The organism is Prescottella sp. R16 (assembly GCF_030656875.1).
Classification (GTDB): domain Bacteria; phylum Actinomycetota; class Actinomycetes; order Mycobacteriales; family Mycobacteriaceae; genus Prescottella.
In genome coordinates, this window is record NZ_CP130943.1 from 4,350,017 (window position 1) to 4,367,861 (window position 17,845).

Sequence of the window (17,845 nt, forward strand, 5' to 3'; positions counted from 1 at the left end):
ACTGCCAGCTACCACCGACATCTCACGGACGGACGGCCTTGGCCAGTAACGGCACCGACCGGTACGAAACCACCTGGGACAGCACGACGACGGACACCGACCGGGCGACCGTCGACGAATGGTGCAGGTCGATGAGCAGGGCCTGCAGGTCGTCGTGGGAGGCGGCCGCGACCCGGCACAGTACGTCCCCGGCCCCGGTGGTGGCCCACGCCTCGACCACCTCCGGGATCGCCTCGAGTTCCCTGGTGAGCTGGGCGAGCGACCCCTGTGCGATCTCCAGTGTCACGAACGCCTGCACCGGGAAACCGGCCGCCCGCAGGTCGATGTCGGGTCCGTAACCGGTGACGATCCCGGCCTCCTCGAGACGGCGCAGCCGGGCCGCCGCGGTGGCCCGGGCGACCCCGGCCCGGCGCGCGAGTTCGAGCACCCCGATGCGTGGGTCCCGGCGCAGCCGGGCGATCAGGTCGACGTCGAGGCCGTCGAGCCGGTGCCCCTGCCGGTCCATGTCGGGCCGCCGGTCAGGTCGTGACGCGCGTGCGGGCCACGATGACGGGGCATTGCGCGTGGTACAGCAGCGACTGGCACGTCGACCCCAGCAACGCGCTCTCGAAACCGCCTCGGCCCCGGTTCCCGACGACCATCGCGCGGGCACCGGAGCTGAGCGCGACGAGATGCTTCGTCGGGCCGGCCTCCGCGAGCACCGTCTCCACCTGCACCGACGGGAACTTCGCCCCCCACGTCGCGATCAACCGGTCGATCCGGGCACGAGCCTCCTCGTCGGCCTCCTGGCTGCCGCGACGCCGCCGCGCGTGGACGGCCGTCACATCCGTGTGCCGGATCGCCGCCTCCTGCATCGCGGCACCCACCACGATGTCGGCGCTGTCCGAATGATCCACTCCGGCGACGACGGGCCCGGACGACGGCGGAACGGGACTGCCGTCCGCACCGCGCACGACCGCGACCGTGCAGTGGGCGTGGTGAGCCAGGGACAGGGCCGTCGACCCGAGGAGCATGCGGGCGAAGAAACCGGTGCCCACCGAGCCGACGACGAGCAGGCTCGCATGCTCGGACAGATCGACGAATGCCCGATTCACCCGTCCCCGAAGCAGTTCCACCTCGATGTCGATCGTGTAGTCCTCGATCGTCGCGGCCTCACGGGCAGCCTTCAGCACGTCTCGCCCGAACGCTTCCTCTTCCTCGAGATCGTCTGCGACGAAAGGGAAGTCGTTCTCGGTGTCGATGACGTGTACCAGTTTCAGCGGCACCTTGCGGGCATGGGCCTCTGCGGCCGCCCACTGCACGGCGTGCGTGGACGCCTCGGACCCGTCCACCCCCACGATCACCGGCCGGGACTCGTTCGCTGATGCCATCGTCTGCTCCGATCGCCTCGGGTGCTGCGGTACGCGCGCTGTTCAGACTAGCCCCGAATCCGTCACGCTTCCTGCGCTCCGGCGAACGTCGTCGTGGCCGCCGTCTCGAGCTCGTCGAGCCGCATCCGGATCAGGTCGAGGTAGCGGCCGGGGTCGGGCATCGAGGCGGCGTCGGCGACGACGGTGAGGGTGAGCCGGTCCCCGGTCGCCGCGACGACGAAATGGCGCAGTCCGTCGCCGTCGACGGGCGGCTGTCCGCCGATCACCGCGACCGCGGGCGCACCGTCGAGGGTGAGACCGTCGACGGTGAACGGCATGTTGCTCACCATCGTGTGCTGGTAGCGGGGACGGTTCAGATCCCGGTCGTTGTTCTTGTGCCCGTAGGCGATGAGCCGCATCAGCGGCGGCGGCGCGGTCTGGACGGCAGCGGCCTGCCTGCACACCACCGGATGCGCCGTGCGGACCTTCTCGGACCGGGAGGAGCCGGCGATCCGTGTCAGCCGGGCGACCGGGTCCGGGACGCCGGTGTGCATGTCGACGCTCATGATCGCGAGCCGGTTGGCCGACGCCTCCTCTTCCACCTGACGCATGGATCGCGGCACCATCGCGACGAGCGAACCCCGGTGCGGCGTACCCGTGTCGGCGAGATAGTCGGCGAGTCCGGCCCCGACGACCGCGAGCAGGACGTCGTTGACGGTGGCGTCCGGGACCGCCGCCCGGATGCGACGGATCCGGCTCGTGGAGAAGGTGGTCGACGCCGAAACGGCACGGCCGCTGACCTTGCCGTTGAAGCGGGTCGACGGTTGCTCGGCCTCTGCCTCCCAGAGCCCGGCATCGCGGGCCTCGTCCACGGCTCCGGCGGCAGCCCGGTTCCCGGGGACAGCGCGGGCGAAACGCAGGAGCTGTCCGGGAAGACTGCACAGCGAGTCGACGAGCATGCGGGCGGGAAGCAATGGTGCCGGTGTGACGGGTGTCGCCGGCCGGGCGTCGGCGGTGAAGAGACGACGGGCCAGCTCCAGCACGGCCAGTCCGTCGCCGGCACTGTGATGGGCCTTGAACACGACGGCCGTCACCCGGTCCGGCAGCCCTTTCAGCCCTTCGAGGCCGGTGAGGAAGTGCAGTTCCCAGGGCGGCCGGGTGAGATCCATCCGGGCCGACACCAGGCGGTCCACGTGGTCGTGCAGCGCCGCCCAACCCGAGCCTTCGACGGCAGTGACGTGGACGTGCTCGTCGAGCTCCACCGGAACCGGCTGCCAGTAGGGGTGTTCGAGCCCCAACGGAACCCGCCCGACGGCATGCGTGAACACGCGGTGATGACCGAGTCTCTCGGCGGTCCACTTCCTCGCCTGCTCGTGTGTGAACTCGACGTCCGGACGGCCGGTGGCATCGAAGAGGTAGACGGCGAACAGGTGCCCGGGATGGCCGTCGTGCTCCTGGTAGACGAAATCGGCGTCGCGGGGTGCGAGCGTCACACATCCGGCGGTGAGGCGATCGGACAACGACATGACACTCCTCGGGTTCGTCACGGAACGAAAGGCAATGGGCTCGAGGACGGATCGTCCTCGAGCCCATCGTGTTCACACCACCATGTGTGCGTCGATCACTTCTGCGGCGGATCCTTCAGGATCTTGCTGCCCGCTCCGGTGAGCCCGGTGACCGCCGAAAGCGATCCGATCATGAAATTGATGTATCTCTGGAACATCGTCGGTGCCTTTCGTCAGGCCGTGGGCGCGAGAGACAGGGCGTTCAGGAACTTCGTGAACGTCGCCACCAGATCGACAGATCCGAAATTCGAGAGATCGGAACTGTAGGTGAGAGACAGATCGAGCATGCGTTCTTCCTTCCCTGATTACTGGGCGGCGGCAGAGCCGAGAGCGGTGAGGAGCGCGTCGACACTGCCGTTGGCCGCGGTCGATCCGGCCGGCCAGACGCCGATGACGCCACCGATGACCTTGAACACGGCATCGACCACGCCCGTGAGTGAATTGATCGGCTCCGTGAGCGATCCGATGTCGACACTGGTGATGAGGTCGACGAGACTTCCGGTATCCACTAGATTGTCACCTTCCTTACGTTTGTCGAGGCCGAGCTAGATCGGAACTTGCCAGTCCATGTCGACCGAACCCTGCAGCGACATGACCGCCAGCTGGCCCATGACCATGTTCACGATTGCCGAGTAAGGGCCGTCGAGGACGTCGGCGAGCGAACTCAATTTCATCGGTTACTCCTCTTGTCGGAGAATGCCTTCGGATTGTTCAGGGTCAGCTCAGACGAAGCAGGCCGCCCAGCGAGCTATTGGCACCCGTGATTCCCGGAATAACCGAACCGGAATACAGGTTGGTCAGCAGGCCGTTCAACAGGTCCGCTGCGGCGTCGAGAAACGACACACTCATGGAAATCCCACTCTCTCGGTCGATGTCGAAACGGTTCGTCGATCCTCCGCACGGTGGCGCTCACCTTCACGAACAAGCGTCATCGGGCAGCACACAAGCACTCAGGGGGTAACTCACGCCGGATTGCTGTTGCCCTGTTCCGGCACCCTTCGCGATCGTGATCGAAAGGAAACTAACGCATACTCTTCGCTCTCGGAAGGTTTTCGGCAAACATTCCCCCAAGTTCACCCCCCACCGACCCTCACCCCAGAATCGTTGACAGGTACGGGATTCCGTGCGCACCGACGGGCCCGTCGACCTCCAAGTAAGTTGGACAATTGTCCAGATGAAAAGGCCCGGTCGGCGGGAACAACGTACTGCCCCGGCGCCTCCACGCCCTCGTCCGTCACATACCCCGCCGGCCGAACATATTGACCACTCGGGCCGTCGATACGCCGACCCACTCGAGCAATACGTCCAACGCCCACACCGTTCGTTGCCGGCGCGCCGCCGCAGCGGTGTGATCGAGTCACACTGCTACGGGAGGCCGCCATGACCGTCGATCAGTCCGTCGCTCGATCACTGCACCATCAGGACGACACGTCGCTGCGTCGACTGCTCGGGCTCGTCGAGCACGATCCGTCGGCCGATCCGTTTCCGGTGGTCGACTGGGACGCGATCGTGTGGGTGGTGGGCAACGCGACCCAGACCGCCACCTACTACCGCACCGTGTTCGGCATGAATCTCGAGGCGTACTCGGGCCCGGAGACCGGAAACCGGGACCACCGATCGTTCGTACTGCGCAGCGGCACGGCACGATTCGTCGTCACCGGTGGCGTGGACCCGTCGAGCCCCCTGCTCGATCATCATCGCCGGCACGGCGACGGCGTCCGCGACGTCGCCCTCGAGGTGACCGACGTGGACCGGTGCATCACGCACGCGCGCCACCAGGGCGCCACGATCCTCGTCGAACCCCACGACGAGACAGACGAACACGGCACGGTTCGTACCGCGAGCATCGCCGCATACGGCGACACCCGGCACACGCTCGTCGACCGGTCCCGCTACTCGGGCCCCTATCTTCCCGGATATGTCTCCCGGACAGACTCTTTCGACGGCGGACGACAGGTGTTCGAGGCACTCGATCATGTGGTCGGCAACGTCGAAACGGGGAAGATGAACGAGTGGGTCGACTTCTACCACCGGGTCATGGGCTTCACCGATCTGGCCGAGTTCGTCGGCGACGACATCGCCACCGAATACTCGGCACTGATGAGCAAGGTGGTCGCCAGCGGCAGCCACCGCATCAAGATTCCGCTCAACGAACCCGCCGTGGGCCGCAAACGCTCCCAGATCGACGAGTTCCTCGAATTCTATTGCGGCCCAGGATCACAGCACCTCGCACTGGCCACCCCGGACATTCTCGACGCCGTGGACCGGTTGACGGCGGCCGGTGTCGAATTCCTGCCGACACCCGCGTCGTACTACCAGGACCCCGCACTGCGCGCCCGCATCGGCGAGGTCCGCGTCCCGATCGACGAACTCGAGCGCCGCGGCATCCTCGTCGACCGCGACGAGGACGGCTACCTGCTGCAGATCTTCACCACACCGATCGGCGACCGCCCCACGGTGTTCTTCGAACTCATCGAGCGGCACGGCTCGCTCGGGTTCGGCAAGGGCAACTTCCAGGCCCTGTTCCTCGCGATCGAACGCGAGCAGGAGCGACGCGGCAACCTGTGACCGCGCCGCTCCTTCTGCGTGTCAGATGGACGTGATGCCCAGGTCCAGCGACATCTGCGAGCCGGTGACGGTACGGGACCGGTCGCTGGCCAGGTACAGCACGATCTCGGAGACGTCGTCGACGCTGCACTTGCTGAGCCCGGCGAGCGGCCACTTGTAGTTGTCGATGTAGCGCGGGTACTGCGCCAGGATCTTTCCGACGTTGGTGTCCTGACCCATCGGGGTGTCCACCGCGCCCGGATGGATGGAGTTGACGCGAATACCGAACTCGCCCAACTCGATCGCCGCGGTCTTCGTCAGACCCACCAGGCCGTGCTTGGCGGAGGTGTAGTTCGACGTGCCCGGGCTGGCCTTGATGCCGGCCGCCGAGCTGACGACGATGATCGAGCCGCCGCGGCCGCCGTCGATCATTGCGGGTGCCGCGGCCTTGAGGGTGCGCCACACACCGTTGAGGTTGATGTCGATCATCGTCGTCCACTGGTCTTCGGGCATCTCCCAGAAGCGGTTCCAGGTGGAGATGCCGGCGTTGGCGACCACGATGTCGAGGCGTCCGAAGCGTTCGACGCCGGTGTCGACGGCGGCCTGCAGTGCCGCCTGGTCGCGGACGTCGCCGATCGCGGTGACGATCTCGCGGCCCTCGGCGCGCACCAGGCGGGCGGTCTCCTCGAGATCCTCGGGGGTGGCGGCCGGGTAGCCGACATCGTCGGAGACCGGGGCGCACACGTCGAGCGCGATGATGTCCGCGCCTTCACGGGCGAACCGGACCGCATGGTTGCGTCCCTGTCCCCGTGCCGCACCCGTGATGAAGGCAACCTTGTTCTCGAGCAGTCCCATGTTCGATCCTCCGCGTTCCGTCGTCGTACCGTGTACTCGCAGGCTAGGACGGCTCCGGACGTGCACGAACCACGACTTCCGATCACCGGGACCGCCTCGATGCGGTGAATCCGCCCGTGTCGTGTACTGTGGGAAACACCGACGCGGGGTGGAGCAGCTCGGTAGCTCGCTGGGCTCATAACCCAGAGGTCGCAGGTTCAAATCCTGTCCCCGCTACCACCGAAGAACCCGGTATCGCAGCTGCGATACCGGGTTCTTCTCTGTCCGGGGCTCGTTCCGGAGCGTTCCAAGGGCTCCGTCGATGCCCGTCCTGCGCGCACGTTGACGGCCTGCCCACGGACGGTGCCTCCCTTCGCCCCGTCTCGAGCGTTAGATTGCTTGTATGGCGGACCGCGATCGGGACACGCTCGGCAAGCCCCGTAATGCCCGTCCCCGGGATCGGTTGGGGCGACCGTTGGCGTGGGGTGAGGAGGGTTTCCCGACGATGCCCGACGATCTGGATCTGGCGCCCGGTGCGGCGATCACGGAGGCGCAGCGGTTGCTGGATCACGAGTTGCCGTTCCATGCGCACGAGGTGCTCGAGGCGGCGTGGAAGAAGGCGCCGCACGAGGAGCGGGGCCTGTGGCAGGGGCTGGCGCAGTTGGCGGTTGCGGTGACGCATCTGTTGCGCGGCAATCCGGCGGGCGCAGTGTCGTTGCTGCGGCAGGGCCGGCATCGCATCGTCCCGTTCGAGGTGGATCCTCCGCACGCCCTCGATGTCACCGGCCTGGTGGCGTGGGCCGACCATCTGATCGCCGAACTGGATGCGGGTGTTCCCCCGGAGACGGTGCCGGTGCCTCGACTGCGGATGCCGTGATGACCGAACCGTTGACCGTCCTGCCGATGTTTCCGCTCGGGGTTGCGCTGCTGCCCGGGGAACGGTTGCCGCTGCACGTGTTCGAACCGCGATATCAGGCTCTGGTGCGGGACTGTATGGCCGCGACGGCCGGTCCGGTGTTCGGGACGGTGCTCATCGAACGGGGTCGGGAGGTCGGTGGCGGGGAGGACCGCTACGACGTCGGCACGTCGGTGCGCATCGTCTCCCGGATCGGGATCGGTGACGGCCGCTACGCCCTGAACTGTGTGGGCGAGGAGCGAATCCGGGTGCGGCACTGGCTCGGTGACGATCCGTACCCGCAGGCGGAGGTGGAGCCGTGGCCGGTGGACGCGTCGGGGCGTCTCTCGGACGGGCAGCTGCAGAACCTCACCGACAAGATCACCGAGTTGTACATCCTGCTGACGCGGGTGCGGGAGTTGCGGGAGGATCCGCCGCCTCCGCCGCCGCGCCTGTTCGACGTGCTCGCCCAGCCGGGGGACCATCTGTACGCGCTGGCGGCGTGGGTGCCGATGGGTGCGGCGGACAAGTTCACGATCCTGACCGCCGGGTCCGCGGACGAGCGGCATCGGGCCCTGTCCGACGCGATCGACAACACCCGGGAGATCGCCGAGTTCCGACTTTCCGGACGTCGGTGACTCAGGTCACTTTCAAGGTGTACTAGTGTCCGACTTCCAGGGAGGGAGGCACACCATGATCCACGTTCGACACAAGGCCGTCGCGGTCGTTCCCGTCGAGTTGGCGTTCGCGCACATCGACGACTACCGGAACGTGCCCGACTGGATGTTCGGTATCACCCGGTTCGATCCGATCGGTACGCAGGTGCAGGGCCTGGGTGCCCGTTACGACGCGGCCATGCAGATCGGGCCGAAGACGATGAAGTCGACGGTCGAGATCACCGAATGGGAGCAGGATCGTCTGATCACGCTGTCGTCGGTCGAGGGGTTCGGCAACAAGTCGAGCTGGATGTTCGCGCCGGTCGGTGACGACCACACCGAACTGTCCGTCGACTTCGGCTACGAGCTGCCGGGCGGTATGGCCGGCCGCATGCTCGGCAAACTGATCGAGCCGTTCGTCGTCACCGCGATCAGGCAGACGGAGGCCAATCTGCGCAAGCAGATCGAGGCTCTCGAACTGTAGTCCTCACGCCGCGTGCCGGCCACGGTGGCCGAGCGCGCGGCGCACGAAGTCGAGGCTGAACGCGATCGTCATCGTCGCCTCGTTCAGGAACGTCCCGATCACCGGGTAGGCGTGGATCTGCCCGCTCCACACGTGCGTTTCGACGGACTGTCCGGCGTCCTCGAGCAGCCCGGTCATCGTCTCGACGTCGGGGCGCATCAGTTCGTACTGGGCGACGCTGAAGAACGTCGGCGGGAACAGGCTCGGGTCGGCTTCGACCGGCGAGTCGGCACCGACGATCGTAATAGGACCATCGGCCCATTTGTCGCGCAGCTTCTCCACCTGGCTCATCGGCAGGTAGGCGTCGCGGCGCATGTAGTCCGGGTCGTGCTTCCCGAGCGCCAGGTTGAGCAGCGGCGAGTAGCCGATCACCGCGGCAGGGGTGACCAGGCCGCGGGTGGCGGCGAGTTCGGCGACCTTCATCGCGAGATACCCGCCGGCCGAGTCACCGGCGAGCACGATCTTCGACGGATCCTCGCACCGCTCGAGCAGGTCGGTGTATGCGGCCATCACGTCGTGGATCGACGTGCCGATCCCGCCGTACGGCAGCTGCCGGTATTCGACGGAGATCACCGGTATCCCGGCACGAGCGGCGAGGACCGCGCACAGGCTGCGGTGAGTGGCCAAGCCGCAGAACACGAATCCGCCACCGTGGAAGTAGAGGATCGTGGCACCGGCCAGTGCGTCGGACGCCTTGCGGTGGTGGCTGACCCGTTCGCTGGGCACCCCACCGAGCGTCATCGGCTCGACGGTGACACCGTGCGGCTTCGGCAGGCGGTCGACGAGCTTCTCGAGCCGCCCGAGCACCGCGATCCCGCGATCCGTCGTCGGCCACAGCGTGAACAGCGGTTTGACGAGGATGCGGGCGAACCAGAACACCAGCCATGCCCGCAGGCTGACCTTCCAGTGCCGGATGATCGTCGTCTCACGCGTACGCATACCGCCCCCAAGTCGTCGTTCCCGAGTCCGTCCGCCACCCTAGAGTCCGGCGCCGGGGAATGCAGCCACTCTCACACCTGCAGCAGAGGAACCAGCAGTTCGTCGTCGGTGAGGGCGCCGTGCTGTCCGATCAGCCGTGACATGCGCGGTTCCGTCTCACCCCGGACGAGGGCGGCCGTGCCACGGGCGATCGCGACGACGTCCCCGACCCGCTCGAGTGCGTCCGGTTCCGGGTCCGGGCCGAGGAGCCCGGCCACGACGAGGTCGTCCCGGGTGCCGACCCAGGCCCGATCCCCCAGTACGCCGCGCCACCGGCGCAGGACGTCGTCGGTACGTCCGGGCGCGGTGTGGACGTACCGGCAGCGGGCCTCTCCGGCGATCTCGGCGACACCGTCGGTGAGGGCCGGTTCGGTGTCGATGTCGATGCGTTCGTCGACGGTCACCATCCCGTGATCGGCGGTGACCAGGAGCCGGGTGCCGGGGCCGAGACGGGTGACGAGGTCCTCGACGAGCCGGTCGACGATGGTCAACTGTGCCGTCCAGCCGGCGGTGCCAGGCCCGTACACGTGGCCGAGGGTGTCGATTTCGCTGAGGTAGCTGTAGACGAGGGTGCGGGGGCCGGCCGTCGCCGCGGCCGCGGTGGTGTGCAGCAGATCTCCGTATGCGATCCGTCCGGCGAAGCGTCCACCGCGGAGGGCGGCACGGGTGAGGCCGGTGCCACCGAATTCGCGGGGCAGGACGGTGGTCGTGACGATGCCGGCCGCGGCAGCTCGCTCGAACACGGTGGGGTGCGGCTGGATTCGCTCGGGGACCACCGTCGACAGCAGATCTCGGTGGTCCCCGACCCGCTGCCAGCGCAGCCAGTTGAACGGTCCGCCCGCGGCGGCGACACGGGACGTGTAGCCGGTGACGCCGTGCCGCCCGGACGGTAGTCCGGTGCCGAGGGTGGTGATCGAGGTGGCGGTGGTGGTGGGGAATCCGGCCCGGATCGGCCGCGCCGTCGCACTGTTGAGGAACGGTGCGGCATCGGTGTTGCTGCGCAGCAGGTTCCAGCCCAGCCCGTCGACGAGAAGGACGATGATCCGTTCGGTGGGCGGTAGCGCCAACCGGTTCGGCTCCCCGGGCGCACCCAGCGCGGCGAGCGCCGACGGCAGCACGTCGGCGAGCGTGGGCTGCGAATACACGTCCTGCAACGGAAGAACATCCGACACGTCCCCGACGGTACGCGGGGGAGGCGCCGCGAGTTCACCGAATCGGCGCCGGGAACCGCACCGGAGTGCCAACCTGGAGTGATGGACGGCAACGGCGTTCGACGGCGAGGTGGCCGCTGATGGCCCGCCCGGTGCGCGTGGTGGTGCTCGGCTCCGGATCGTGGGGGACGACGGTGTCCGGGCTCGCGGCCCGCAACACACCCACCCTGCTGTGGTCACGCAGTCCCGAAACGGCCGACGAGATCAATCGTGAGCACCGCAACAGCCGCTATCTCGGTGATCGGGCGCTGCCGGAGAATCTGCGGGCCACCGCGGACATCGTCGAGGCCGCGAACGAGGCGGACGTGCTGGTGGTGGGGGTGCCGTCGCATGCGGTGCGTGCCACTCTGAGCCTGATCTGCAACGAGGTGCGCGCCTGGGTGCCGGTGCTGTCGCTCGCGAAGGGCCTCGAGCCGGGCACCCGGCAGCGGCCCACCGAGGTGATCTCCGAATGCCTGCCCGGCCATCCGGTCGGGTTGCTGTCGGGGCCGAACATCGCCCGCGAGATCGCCGACGGGCTGGCCGCCGCCGCGGTCGTCGCGACGCAGGACGAGGACGTCGCGACCGCGCTGCAGCCGCTGTTCGCGTCGCCGGTGTTCCGCGTCTACCGCAACACCGACGTGCTCGGTTGCGAGCTGGGCGGCGTGCTCAAGAACATCGTGGCGATCGCGTCGGGCATGGCGGACGGGCTCGGGGTCGGCGACAACACCCGCGCCATGGTGCTGGCCCGCGGGCTGGCGGAGATGACCCGGCTCGGGGAGGCGATGGGCGCGAATCCGCGGACGTTCGCGGGCCTGACCGGGGTGGGTGATCTGATCGCGACGTGCATGAGTCCGGCGTCGCGCAATCGCCGGGTCGGCGAGGCGCTCGCGCGGGGACTCACGGTGGAGCAGGCGGTCGAGGAACTCGGGCAGGTCGCGGAGGGGGTCAAGACCGCACCGACAGTGATGGAGCTGGCCCGCGACCACGGTGTGGAGATGCCGATCGCCGCCGAGGTGGAGGCCGTCGTGGCGGGCCGGCACAGTCCCGCCGAGGCCTACCGCGGCCTGCGGAAGGTGCAGCCGGGAGGCGAGGACGAGGTGGCGTGACACGGTTCGCCGATTTGTCTTGAACACCGTTCAAGTTGCACACTGACCAGCGTCGGGCAGCGAGGGGAGCGTTGCAGAGTTCCAGGGATCGGAAAAGCAGCGTGTCGCAGGTTCGCCACAGTCGGGTGTTGATCGTCGGAGCCGGGTTCGCCGGGCTCGGCATGGCTCTCGACCTGGCCCGTAGCGGCGAGCGGGACTTCACGATTCTCGAGAAGTCCGACGCGGTGGGCGGCACGTGGCGACAGAACACCTATCCGGGCTGCGCGTGCGACATCCCATCGGTCCTGTACTCGTATTCCAGTGCCCCCGAAGGGGGCTGGAAGGGTGCGCACGCCTCCCAGCCGGAGATCCGCGACTACCTGACGGGGCTGACGCGGCGACACCGCCTGGCGGACCACATCGAGTTCGGCACCGAGGTGGCCGGCGCCCGGTGGGACGCGGACACGTGCCGCTGGCACGTCGTCGACACCCGTGGCCGGGAGTTCGTCACCCGGTTCCTCGTGGTGGCGTCGGGGGCACTCAATGTTCCTCGGCTGCCTCGCATTCCGGGTTCCGAGTCGTTCCCGGGGCCGATCGTGCATTCGGCGGCGTGGCGCGACGACGTCGAGCTCACCGGCCGTCGGGTCGCCCTGATCGGCACCGGAGCCAGCGCGATCCAGCTGGCTCCGCACCTGGCGCGGACGGCGTCGCACCTGCACGTCTTCCAGCGCACCCCGGCGTGGGTGCTGCCCCGGCGCGAGCACCGGCTCGCCACCACACTGGGCCGTCACATTCCACTGGCCCGCAAGGTGTTCCGAGTATCCACCTACTGGAAATCGGAGCGACTCGCACTCGGCCTGAGCCGCTACCCACGGCTGCTCGACGTCACCGAGGCCCGCGCCCGCCACCACCTGCGCCGGCAGGTCACCGACCCGGATCTGCGGGACGCCCTCACCCCCACCTACCGGATCGGCTGCAAGCGCATCCTGCGCTCGAACGACTTCTATCCCACCCTGGCCCGGGAGAACACGACCCTGGTCACCGAGTCGGTCACCGAGATCCGGCCGGACGGAATCGTCACCGGCGACGGCACCGTCCACGAGGTCGACGCGATCGTCTGCGCCACCGGGTTCCGGGTCGCCGGGGCCCTGAACCGCATGCACCTGGTCGGCCGCGACGGGGTGAGCCTGCTCGAACGCTGGCGGCGCGACGGCGTCCGCACCCATCTGGGTGTCACGGTGGCGGGGCTGCCCAACGCGTTCTTCCTGTCCGGCCCCAACACCGGCCTGGGGCACAACTCGGTGCTCGTGATGATCGAGGCGCAGATCCGGTACGTGCGCGACGCGATGCGACTGGCCGACGCGTCCGGCGCCGACGGAGTCGACGTCCGCGCCGACGCGCAGGCGGCGTTCGATGCCGATCTGCGCCGGCGTCTGGCGCGCGGGGTGTGGAGCACGGGCGGCTGCGCGAGTTGGTACCTCGACGGGAGCGGGTCCAATCATGCGCTGTGGCCGGGATCGTCGTGGGGGTACCGGCGTCGACTCCGGCGGGTGGAGGCGGACGATTTCGAGCTGCTGCACGCGGCGTGACATGCACGAATGCATACCTTCGACTTTGACAATCATTTTCATAAACGGATAGATCTCTGGGTATGAACCGCACCACCCTCATGCCCCGACGCCGCACCCTCACCGCCTCCGCCGCCCTGTGCACGGCCCTGCTCACCGGATGCGCGGCCACCGACGCCGACACGTCCGACACGTCCGTCGCAGCCGCCACCGAGTCGACGACGACCGATGCGGGCCCCACCTCGGTCCGGTCCGCGACACCACGCCTGGCCGTCACGTACGACGGCGGCCTTCTCGTCCTGGACGCCGAAACCCTTTCGGTGGTAGGCGAATCGGAACTCGACGGGTTCAATCGGATCGCTCCGGCCGGCGACGAACGGCACGTGGCCGTCGCCACCGCGGGCGGTTTCCGGATGCTCGACACCGGCACGTGGTCGCAGGCCCACGGCGATCACGCCCACCACTACACCGCCGCTCCCGCCCTCACCGACCTGGTGTTCGACGCCGAGGAACCCGGGCACGTCGTCCGGCACGCGGGACGCACCGTCCTGTTCGACGACGGCACCGGACGTGTGGTCTCGTTCGACCCGGCCGAGCTCGCCGACGGGTCACCGGCGACGTCGGTGTTCACGACTCCGGCCGCGCACCACGGTGTCGCGATGGAACTGTCCGACGGCCGCCTGGTCACCACGCTCGGTGACGGCAAGGCTCGCACCGGCATCGTCGTGTACGACGCGAACCGCACCGAGATCGCCCGCAGCGAGGAGTGCCCGGGTGTGCACGGGGAGACGGTCGCCGCGGACGAGTCCGTGGTCTTCGGTTGCGAGAACGGCTTGTTGATCTACCGCGACGGCGTGATCACGAAGGTCACCAGCCCGGACCCGTACGGCCGGATCGGTAATCAGGCCGGCTCCGAGGACTCCCCCGTGGTACTCGGCGACTACAAGACGGACCGGGACGCCGAACTCGAACGCCCGCAACGGGTGTCGTTGACGAACACCGAGACCGGTGAGCTGCGCCTGGTCGATCTCGGTACCTCCTACACGTTCCGATCCCTCGGCCGCGGCCCGTTCGGGGAGGCGCTCGTGCTCGGCACCGACGGCGCCCTGCACGTGCTCGACCCGTCGTCCGGCGAGGTGCTCCGCCGACTGCCCGTCGTCGACCCGTGGACCGAGCCGGCGCAGTGGCAGACACCGCGCCCGGCCCTGTTCGTGCAGGGGTTCACCGCGTACGTCACCGATCCGGCGACGAACCGGATCCATGCCGTCGACGTCGAGACGGGCGAGGTCACGGCGTCCGTGGAACTGCCGCACACCCCGGACGAGATCACCGGGGTCCGCGGCTGACACGTCGGCAACAGGGGTTGCACGGCCGGGAAGTCGTGCCCTAGACTTCTCGGCCATGCAGCGCATCGAGGTAGTAGTTCACCGCCGTAGCGGGGTCTGAATCGGACCGACCCCTCGCTGCGGGTCGTTGAGCTATCTCTCGTCGGTCCTTCCTTCACTTCAGGAAGACCTCGCATCATGCGCACCTCCCACGCTTTCGCTCCCACCGCCACCGCCTCGTTCTCGGACGATCCGTTCTTCCACCGTTTCGGTACCCGCCTGCCGCGTGACCTGCGCGCCGAGGCGCAGGGCCTGAGCTGGACCGAGTTCGCGGCGCGGTTCGCCCCCACCGGCGGTCCCGTCCGGCTCGGCGCCTGGACGGCGGCAGCTCTCGGTGCGGGCCGCGGCACCTACACCGCGACGCTCGGCATCGGCGACCGCATCATGTCGGCGACCGCCACGGCCACCGGCCCCGTCTCGGCGCTCACCTCAATGCTGTACGACGCCGGTTTCCAGCTGGAGATCCTCTCGTTCCACCAGCAGTCCACGTCGGCGGGCACCGCGACGTTCGTCCTGTGCGAGCACGACGGTGAGCGCCGCTGGGCGATGGCGATCGGCGCCGACGGCATCGCGTCGTCGCTGTCGGCGATCATCGCGGGCGCCAACCTGTTGCACCGCTGACTACGCTCGACAGCCATGACCGCACCGGACACCCCGTTCGACATCGACACCGACGGCGTGCAGGGCTATCTGCACCGGCCGGGTGGCGCCCCGGTCGGTGCGGTCGCCCTCACGCACGGCGCCGGCGGGGACTGCACGGCCGAGTTGTTGCGGGACATGGCCGCCGGGTTCGCCGACCGAGGACTGCTGGTGCTGCGCTACAACCTGCCGTTCCGGCAGCGGCGGGCGTCCGGGCCCCCGCATCGGGCGCATGCCGCGCAGGACCGGGACGGCATTCTCGCGGCGGCCGACGCCGTGCGCGCGCTCACCGGTGGGCCGCTGATCCTGGCCGGGCATTCGTACGGGGGACGCCAGTCGACGATGCTCGCGGCGCAGCACCCGAATGTAGCGGATGCCCTTGTGCTGCTGTCGTATCCGCTGCATCCGCCGCGCAAGCCGGAGAAGTCGCGGACCGAGCATCTGCCGCAGTTGCGGACGCCGTCGCTGTTCGTGCACGGCGACCGGGACCCGTTCGGCACCCCCGACGAGATGCGCAGCGCACTCGAACTCGTCCCCGCCGAACACCGGCTGATCCTGATCGAGGGCGGCCGGCACGGACTCGATCCCGGCCGCGGCGACGTCGTCGCCCGCACCGTCGACGCCGCGGTGGAGTTGTTGCCCCGGCGCTGATCCTCGATGCATACCCGCCGGCTGCGGAAACCCTGCCGACGGTTGCCCTCGTGGGTACGCTGAAACCGACCAACTACCGGGAGGTCGAGGAATGCTCTACAGCGATATTCCGAGTCACGCCGAGATCCGTCGGCTCGCCGAGGTGGAGGGCCGGACCTGCGTCTCGATCTACACGCCCACCGAGGACGACATCCACGAACCGGGCAAGAGCCGCATCGAATTCACGAATCAGGTCAAGGCCGCACTCGACGAGGTCACCGACTCCAAGGAACGCGCCACATTGGAGAAGGCGTTCGGCGACCTGATCGACGACGAAGCGTTCTGGCGCTACCAGGCGCGCACCCTCGTCGTGCTCGCGACACCGGATCGGCTGCGCCGCTACCGGCTGCCCAATCGACTCGGATCGAGTGCGATCGTCAGTGATCGCTTCTACATCAAGCCGCTGCTGCGGACCGTGACGTTCCCGCAGACCGCGTTCGTGCTGGCCCTCGCGGAGGGGTCGGTCCGGCTGATCGAGGTCACCGCGGACCAGGCACCGGCGACGGTCCACGTGCCCGGGCTGCCGACCGATGCGGCGAGCCATGCGGGTGTCGAGTCGCTGGGCCGCACCGCACCGGGCCGCATCCACGGCCGGGTCCAGGGCGACGAGGGCCGCAAGCTACGCGTCCACGAGTACGTCCGCGCGGTCGATCACGAGCTCCGCAGCGTCCTCACCGGACGGGACATCCCGCTGATCCTCGCCGCCGCGGAACCTACTGCGTCCCTGTTCCGTTCGGTGAACAACTATCACAAGCTGCTCGACGAGGGCATCCCCGGAAACCCGGAGGAGATGAGCGACGAGCAGATCGCACAGGCCACCCGGAAGGTACTCGACGGCTTCTACGCGCAGCAGTTGGCCGACACCCGCTCGAAGTTCGACGATCTGCGGTCGAAGGGCCGCGCACAGGTCGAGATCACCGACGTCGCCCGCTCGGCCACGTTCGGGCGGATCGACACACTGCTGGTCGACATCGAAGGCATCGTGCCGGGCACCGTCGACCCGGAGACCGGTACGGTCTCGCTGACCGAGCTCGACGGAAACCACGCCTACGGTGTCGTCGACGAGATCGCCCGGCGGGCACTGCTGACCGGGGCGAAGGTGCTGGCCGTACGCAGCGGGGACGTCCCCGAGGACGTACCCGCCGCCGCGATCCTGCGGTTCGCCGAGTAGGGGCTCTCACCCAGTCGTTCTGCGCGGCTAGTCGTTCTGCGCGGCAACGATCGCCGAGAGCACCTCGGTGACGAAGGCGTCGGTCGCCGTCTTGTCGATGCCGGCGTCGGCGAGCACACCGGCCCCGTCCTCCTGCTCAAGGAGGGCGAGCAGGATGTGTTCGGTTCCGATGTAGTTGTGCCCGAGTCGAAGTGCTTCCCGGAAGGTCAGTTCGAGGACCTTCCGGGAAGCCGCGTCGAACGGGATCAGGTCGGGGACGGAGTCGACGCGGGCCGGGAGCACGGCCGTCGCCGCCGCCCGCAGGGCGTCGGTGTCGGCTCCCTGCACGGTCAGCGCTCGCACCGCGAGCGCGTTGGGGTCGCCGAGCAGGCCGAGCACCAGATGTTCGGGGGCGATGTGGTCGTTGCCGGCGGTGCGGGCCTCGTTCTGCGCGGCCATCACGACGTTGCGGGCGCGCGGCGTGTAGCGGCTGAAGCCCTGGTCCGCGTCGAGGTCGGACGGTTCGCCCGGCCCCTTGGGGACGAAACGTTTCTGCGCGGCCTGCTTGGTGACGCCCATGCTGTGGCCGATCTCGGTCCACGAGGCGCCGGTGCGGCGGGCCTGGTCCACGAAATGCCCGATCAGATGGTCGGCGAGTTCACCGAGGTGCTCGGCCGCGAGCACGGCGTCGGTCAGTTGTTCGAGGGCGTCGGTGTGCACTTTCTTGATCGCGTCGATCAGATCGTCGAGGCGGACGGAGTTCTTCATGGGTACCGGATTCGTCATGC

The 17,845-nt window shown here is 68.5% G+C and carries 20 protein-coding genes and 1 tRNA gene; 11 read left to right on the forward strand and 10 right to left on the reverse strand.

Going from position 1 to position 17,845, the window contains the following annotated elements; genetic code table 11:
• Positions 1-22: 22 nt before the first annotated feature.
• From Q5696_RS20330 to Q5696_RS20355, 6 genes are all read right to left on the reverse strand, one after another.
• On the reverse strand, positions 23-505 hold the full coding sequence (locus Q5696_RS20330) for an Lrp/AsnC family transcriptional regulator (RefSeq protein WP_305093051.1): 483 nt from the start codon (positions 503-505) through the stop codon (positions 23-25).
• Between the two features lie 13 nt (positions 506-518).
• The gene (locus Q5696_RS20335) at positions 519-1,370 is read right to left on the reverse strand and encodes a universal stress protein (protein ID WP_305093052.1); all 852 of its coding nucleotides are present in this window, start codon (positions 1,368-1,370) and stop codon (positions 519-521) included.
• Between the two features lie 62 nt (positions 1,371-1,432).
• Positions 1,433-2,875, reverse strand: a complete 1,443-nt coding sequence (locus Q5696_RS20340) for a wax ester/triacylglycerol synthase domain-containing protein (RefSeq protein WP_305093053.1) — start codon at positions 2,873-2,875, stop codon at positions 1,433-1,435.
• Between the two features lie 344 nt (positions 2,876-3,219).
• Positions 3,220-3,423 carry a hypothetical protein gene (locus Q5696_RS20345; protein WP_305093054.1) on the reverse strand — a complete coding sequence of 68 codons (204 nt, stop codon included), beginning with the start codon at positions 3,421-3,423 and terminating at the stop codon, positions 3,220-3,222.
• A 36-nt stretch (positions 3,424-3,459) separates the two neighbouring features.
• Positions 3,460-3,588, reverse strand: coding sequence for a hypothetical protein (locus tag Q5696_RS20350; RefSeq protein WP_305093055.1), 129 nt, complete (start codon positions 3,586-3,588; stop codon positions 3,460-3,462).
• A 43-nt stretch (positions 3,589-3,631) separates the two neighbouring features.
• On the reverse strand, positions 3,632-3,763 hold the full coding sequence (locus Q5696_RS20355; protein ID WP_305093056.1) for a hypothetical protein: 132 nt from the start codon (positions 3,761-3,763) through the stop codon (positions 3,632-3,634).
• A 531-nt stretch (positions 3,764-4,294) separates the two neighbouring features.
• On the opposite strand from Q5696_RS20355, the gene hppD reads away from it, so the two are divergent.
• Positions 4,295-5,482 (forward strand): 4-hydroxyphenylpyruvate dioxygenase, encoded by a 1,188-nt coding sequence (gene hppD / locus Q5696_RS20360; RefSeq protein ID WP_305093057.1) that lies wholly within the window; start codon positions 4,295-4,297, stop codon positions 5,480-5,482.
• A gap of 21 nt (positions 5,483-5,503) precedes the next feature.
• Here the strand turns inward: hppD and Q5696_RS20365 are convergent, their stop codons facing one another.
• Positions 5,504-6,316 (reverse strand): mycofactocin-coupled SDR family oxidoreductase, encoded by an 813-nt coding sequence (locus Q5696_RS20365; RefSeq protein ID WP_305093058.1) that lies wholly within the window; start codon positions 6,314-6,316, stop codon positions 5,504-5,506.
• Positions 6,317-6,458: 142 nt separating this feature from the next.
• On the opposite strand from Q5696_RS20365, the gene Q5696_RS20370 reads away from it, so the two are divergent.
• The 4 genes from Q5696_RS20370 to Q5696_RS20385 all read left to right on the forward strand — a co-directional run bounded on the left by Q5696_RS20370 (position 6,459) and on the right by Q5696_RS20385 (position 8,330).
• Positions 6,459-6,535, forward strand: a tRNA-Met gene (locus Q5696_RS20370).
• 163 nt (positions 6,536-6,698) lie between these two features.
• Positions 6,699-7,172 (forward strand): DUF309 domain-containing protein, encoded by a 474-nt coding sequence (locus tag Q5696_RS20375; RefSeq protein ID WP_305093059.1) that lies wholly within the window; start codon positions 6,699-6,701, stop codon positions 7,170-7,172.
• Between the two features lie 11 nt (positions 7,173-7,183).
• On the forward strand, positions 7,184-7,828 hold the full coding sequence (locus Q5696_RS20380) for an LON peptidase substrate-binding domain-containing protein (protein ID WP_305095388.1): 645 nt from the start codon (positions 7,184-7,186) through the stop codon (positions 7,826-7,828).
• Between the two features lie 55 nt (positions 7,829-7,883).
• On the forward strand, positions 7,884-8,330 hold the full coding sequence (locus Q5696_RS20385) for an SRPBCC family protein (RefSeq protein WP_305093060.1): 447 nt from the start codon (positions 7,884-7,886) through the stop codon (positions 8,328-8,330).
• 3 nt (positions 8,331-8,333) lie between these two features.
• Here Q5696_RS20385 and Q5696_RS20390 read toward each other — a convergent pair whose 3' ends face one another.
• Entirely contained in the window at positions 8,334-9,308 is a 975-nt protein-coding gene (locus Q5696_RS20390) for an alpha/beta hydrolase (RefSeq protein WP_305093061.1), read from the reverse strand.
• A gap of 71 nt (positions 9,309-9,379) precedes the next feature.
• Complete coding sequence (locus Q5696_RS20395; RefSeq protein WP_305093062.1) at positions 9,380-10,519, reverse strand: alkaline phosphatase family protein; 1,140 nt, start codon at positions 10,517-10,519, stop codon at positions 9,380-9,382.
• Positions 10,520-10,638: 119 nt separating this feature from the next.
• On the opposite strand from Q5696_RS20395, the gene Q5696_RS20400 reads away from it, so the two are divergent.
• From Q5696_RS20400 to Q5696_RS20425, 6 genes are all read left to right on the forward strand, one after another.
• Entirely contained in the window at positions 10,639-11,646 is a 1,008-nt protein-coding gene (locus Q5696_RS20400) for an NAD(P)H-dependent glycerol-3-phosphate dehydrogenase (RefSeq protein ID WP_305093063.1), read from the forward strand.
• A gap of 125 nt (positions 11,647-11,771) precedes the next feature.
• Positions 11,772-13,214, forward strand: a complete 1,443-nt coding sequence (locus Q5696_RS20405) for a flavin-containing monooxygenase (protein WP_305095389.1) — start codon at positions 11,772-11,774, stop codon at positions 13,212-13,214.
• A 62-nt stretch (positions 13,215-13,276) separates the two neighbouring features.
• Positions 13,277-14,539: a zinc metallochaperone AztD gene (aztD, locus tag Q5696_RS20410; RefSeq protein ID WP_305093064.1), complete on the forward strand. Its 1,263-nt coding sequence runs from the start codon at positions 13,277-13,279 to the stop codon at positions 14,537-14,539.
• 177 nt (positions 14,540-14,716) lie between these two features.
• Positions 14,717-15,199 carry an alpha-isopropylmalate synthase regulatory domain-containing protein gene (locus Q5696_RS20415; protein ID WP_305093065.1) on the forward strand — a complete coding sequence of 161 codons (483 nt, stop codon included), beginning with the start codon at positions 14,717-14,719 and terminating at the stop codon, positions 15,197-15,199.
• Positions 15,200-15,214: 15 nt separating this feature from the next.
• The gene (locus Q5696_RS20420; RefSeq protein WP_305093066.1) at positions 15,215-15,868 is read left to right on the forward strand and encodes an alpha/beta hydrolase family protein; all 654 of its coding nucleotides are present in this window, start codon (positions 15,215-15,217) and stop codon (positions 15,866-15,868) included.
• A 91-nt stretch (positions 15,869-15,959) separates the two neighbouring features.
• Complete coding sequence (locus Q5696_RS20425) at positions 15,960-17,078, forward strand: baeRF11 domain-containing protein (RefSeq protein WP_305093067.1); 1,119 nt, start codon at positions 15,960-15,962, stop codon at positions 17,076-17,078.
• Positions 17,079-17,105: 27 nt separating this feature from the next.
• Here the strand turns inward: Q5696_RS20425 and Q5696_RS20430 are convergent, their stop codons facing one another.
• Entirely contained in the window at positions 17,106-17,843 is a 738-nt protein-coding gene (locus Q5696_RS20430; protein WP_370654833.1) for a Clp protease N-terminal domain-containing protein, read from the reverse strand.
• Positions 17,844-17,845: the final 2 nt, after the last annotated feature.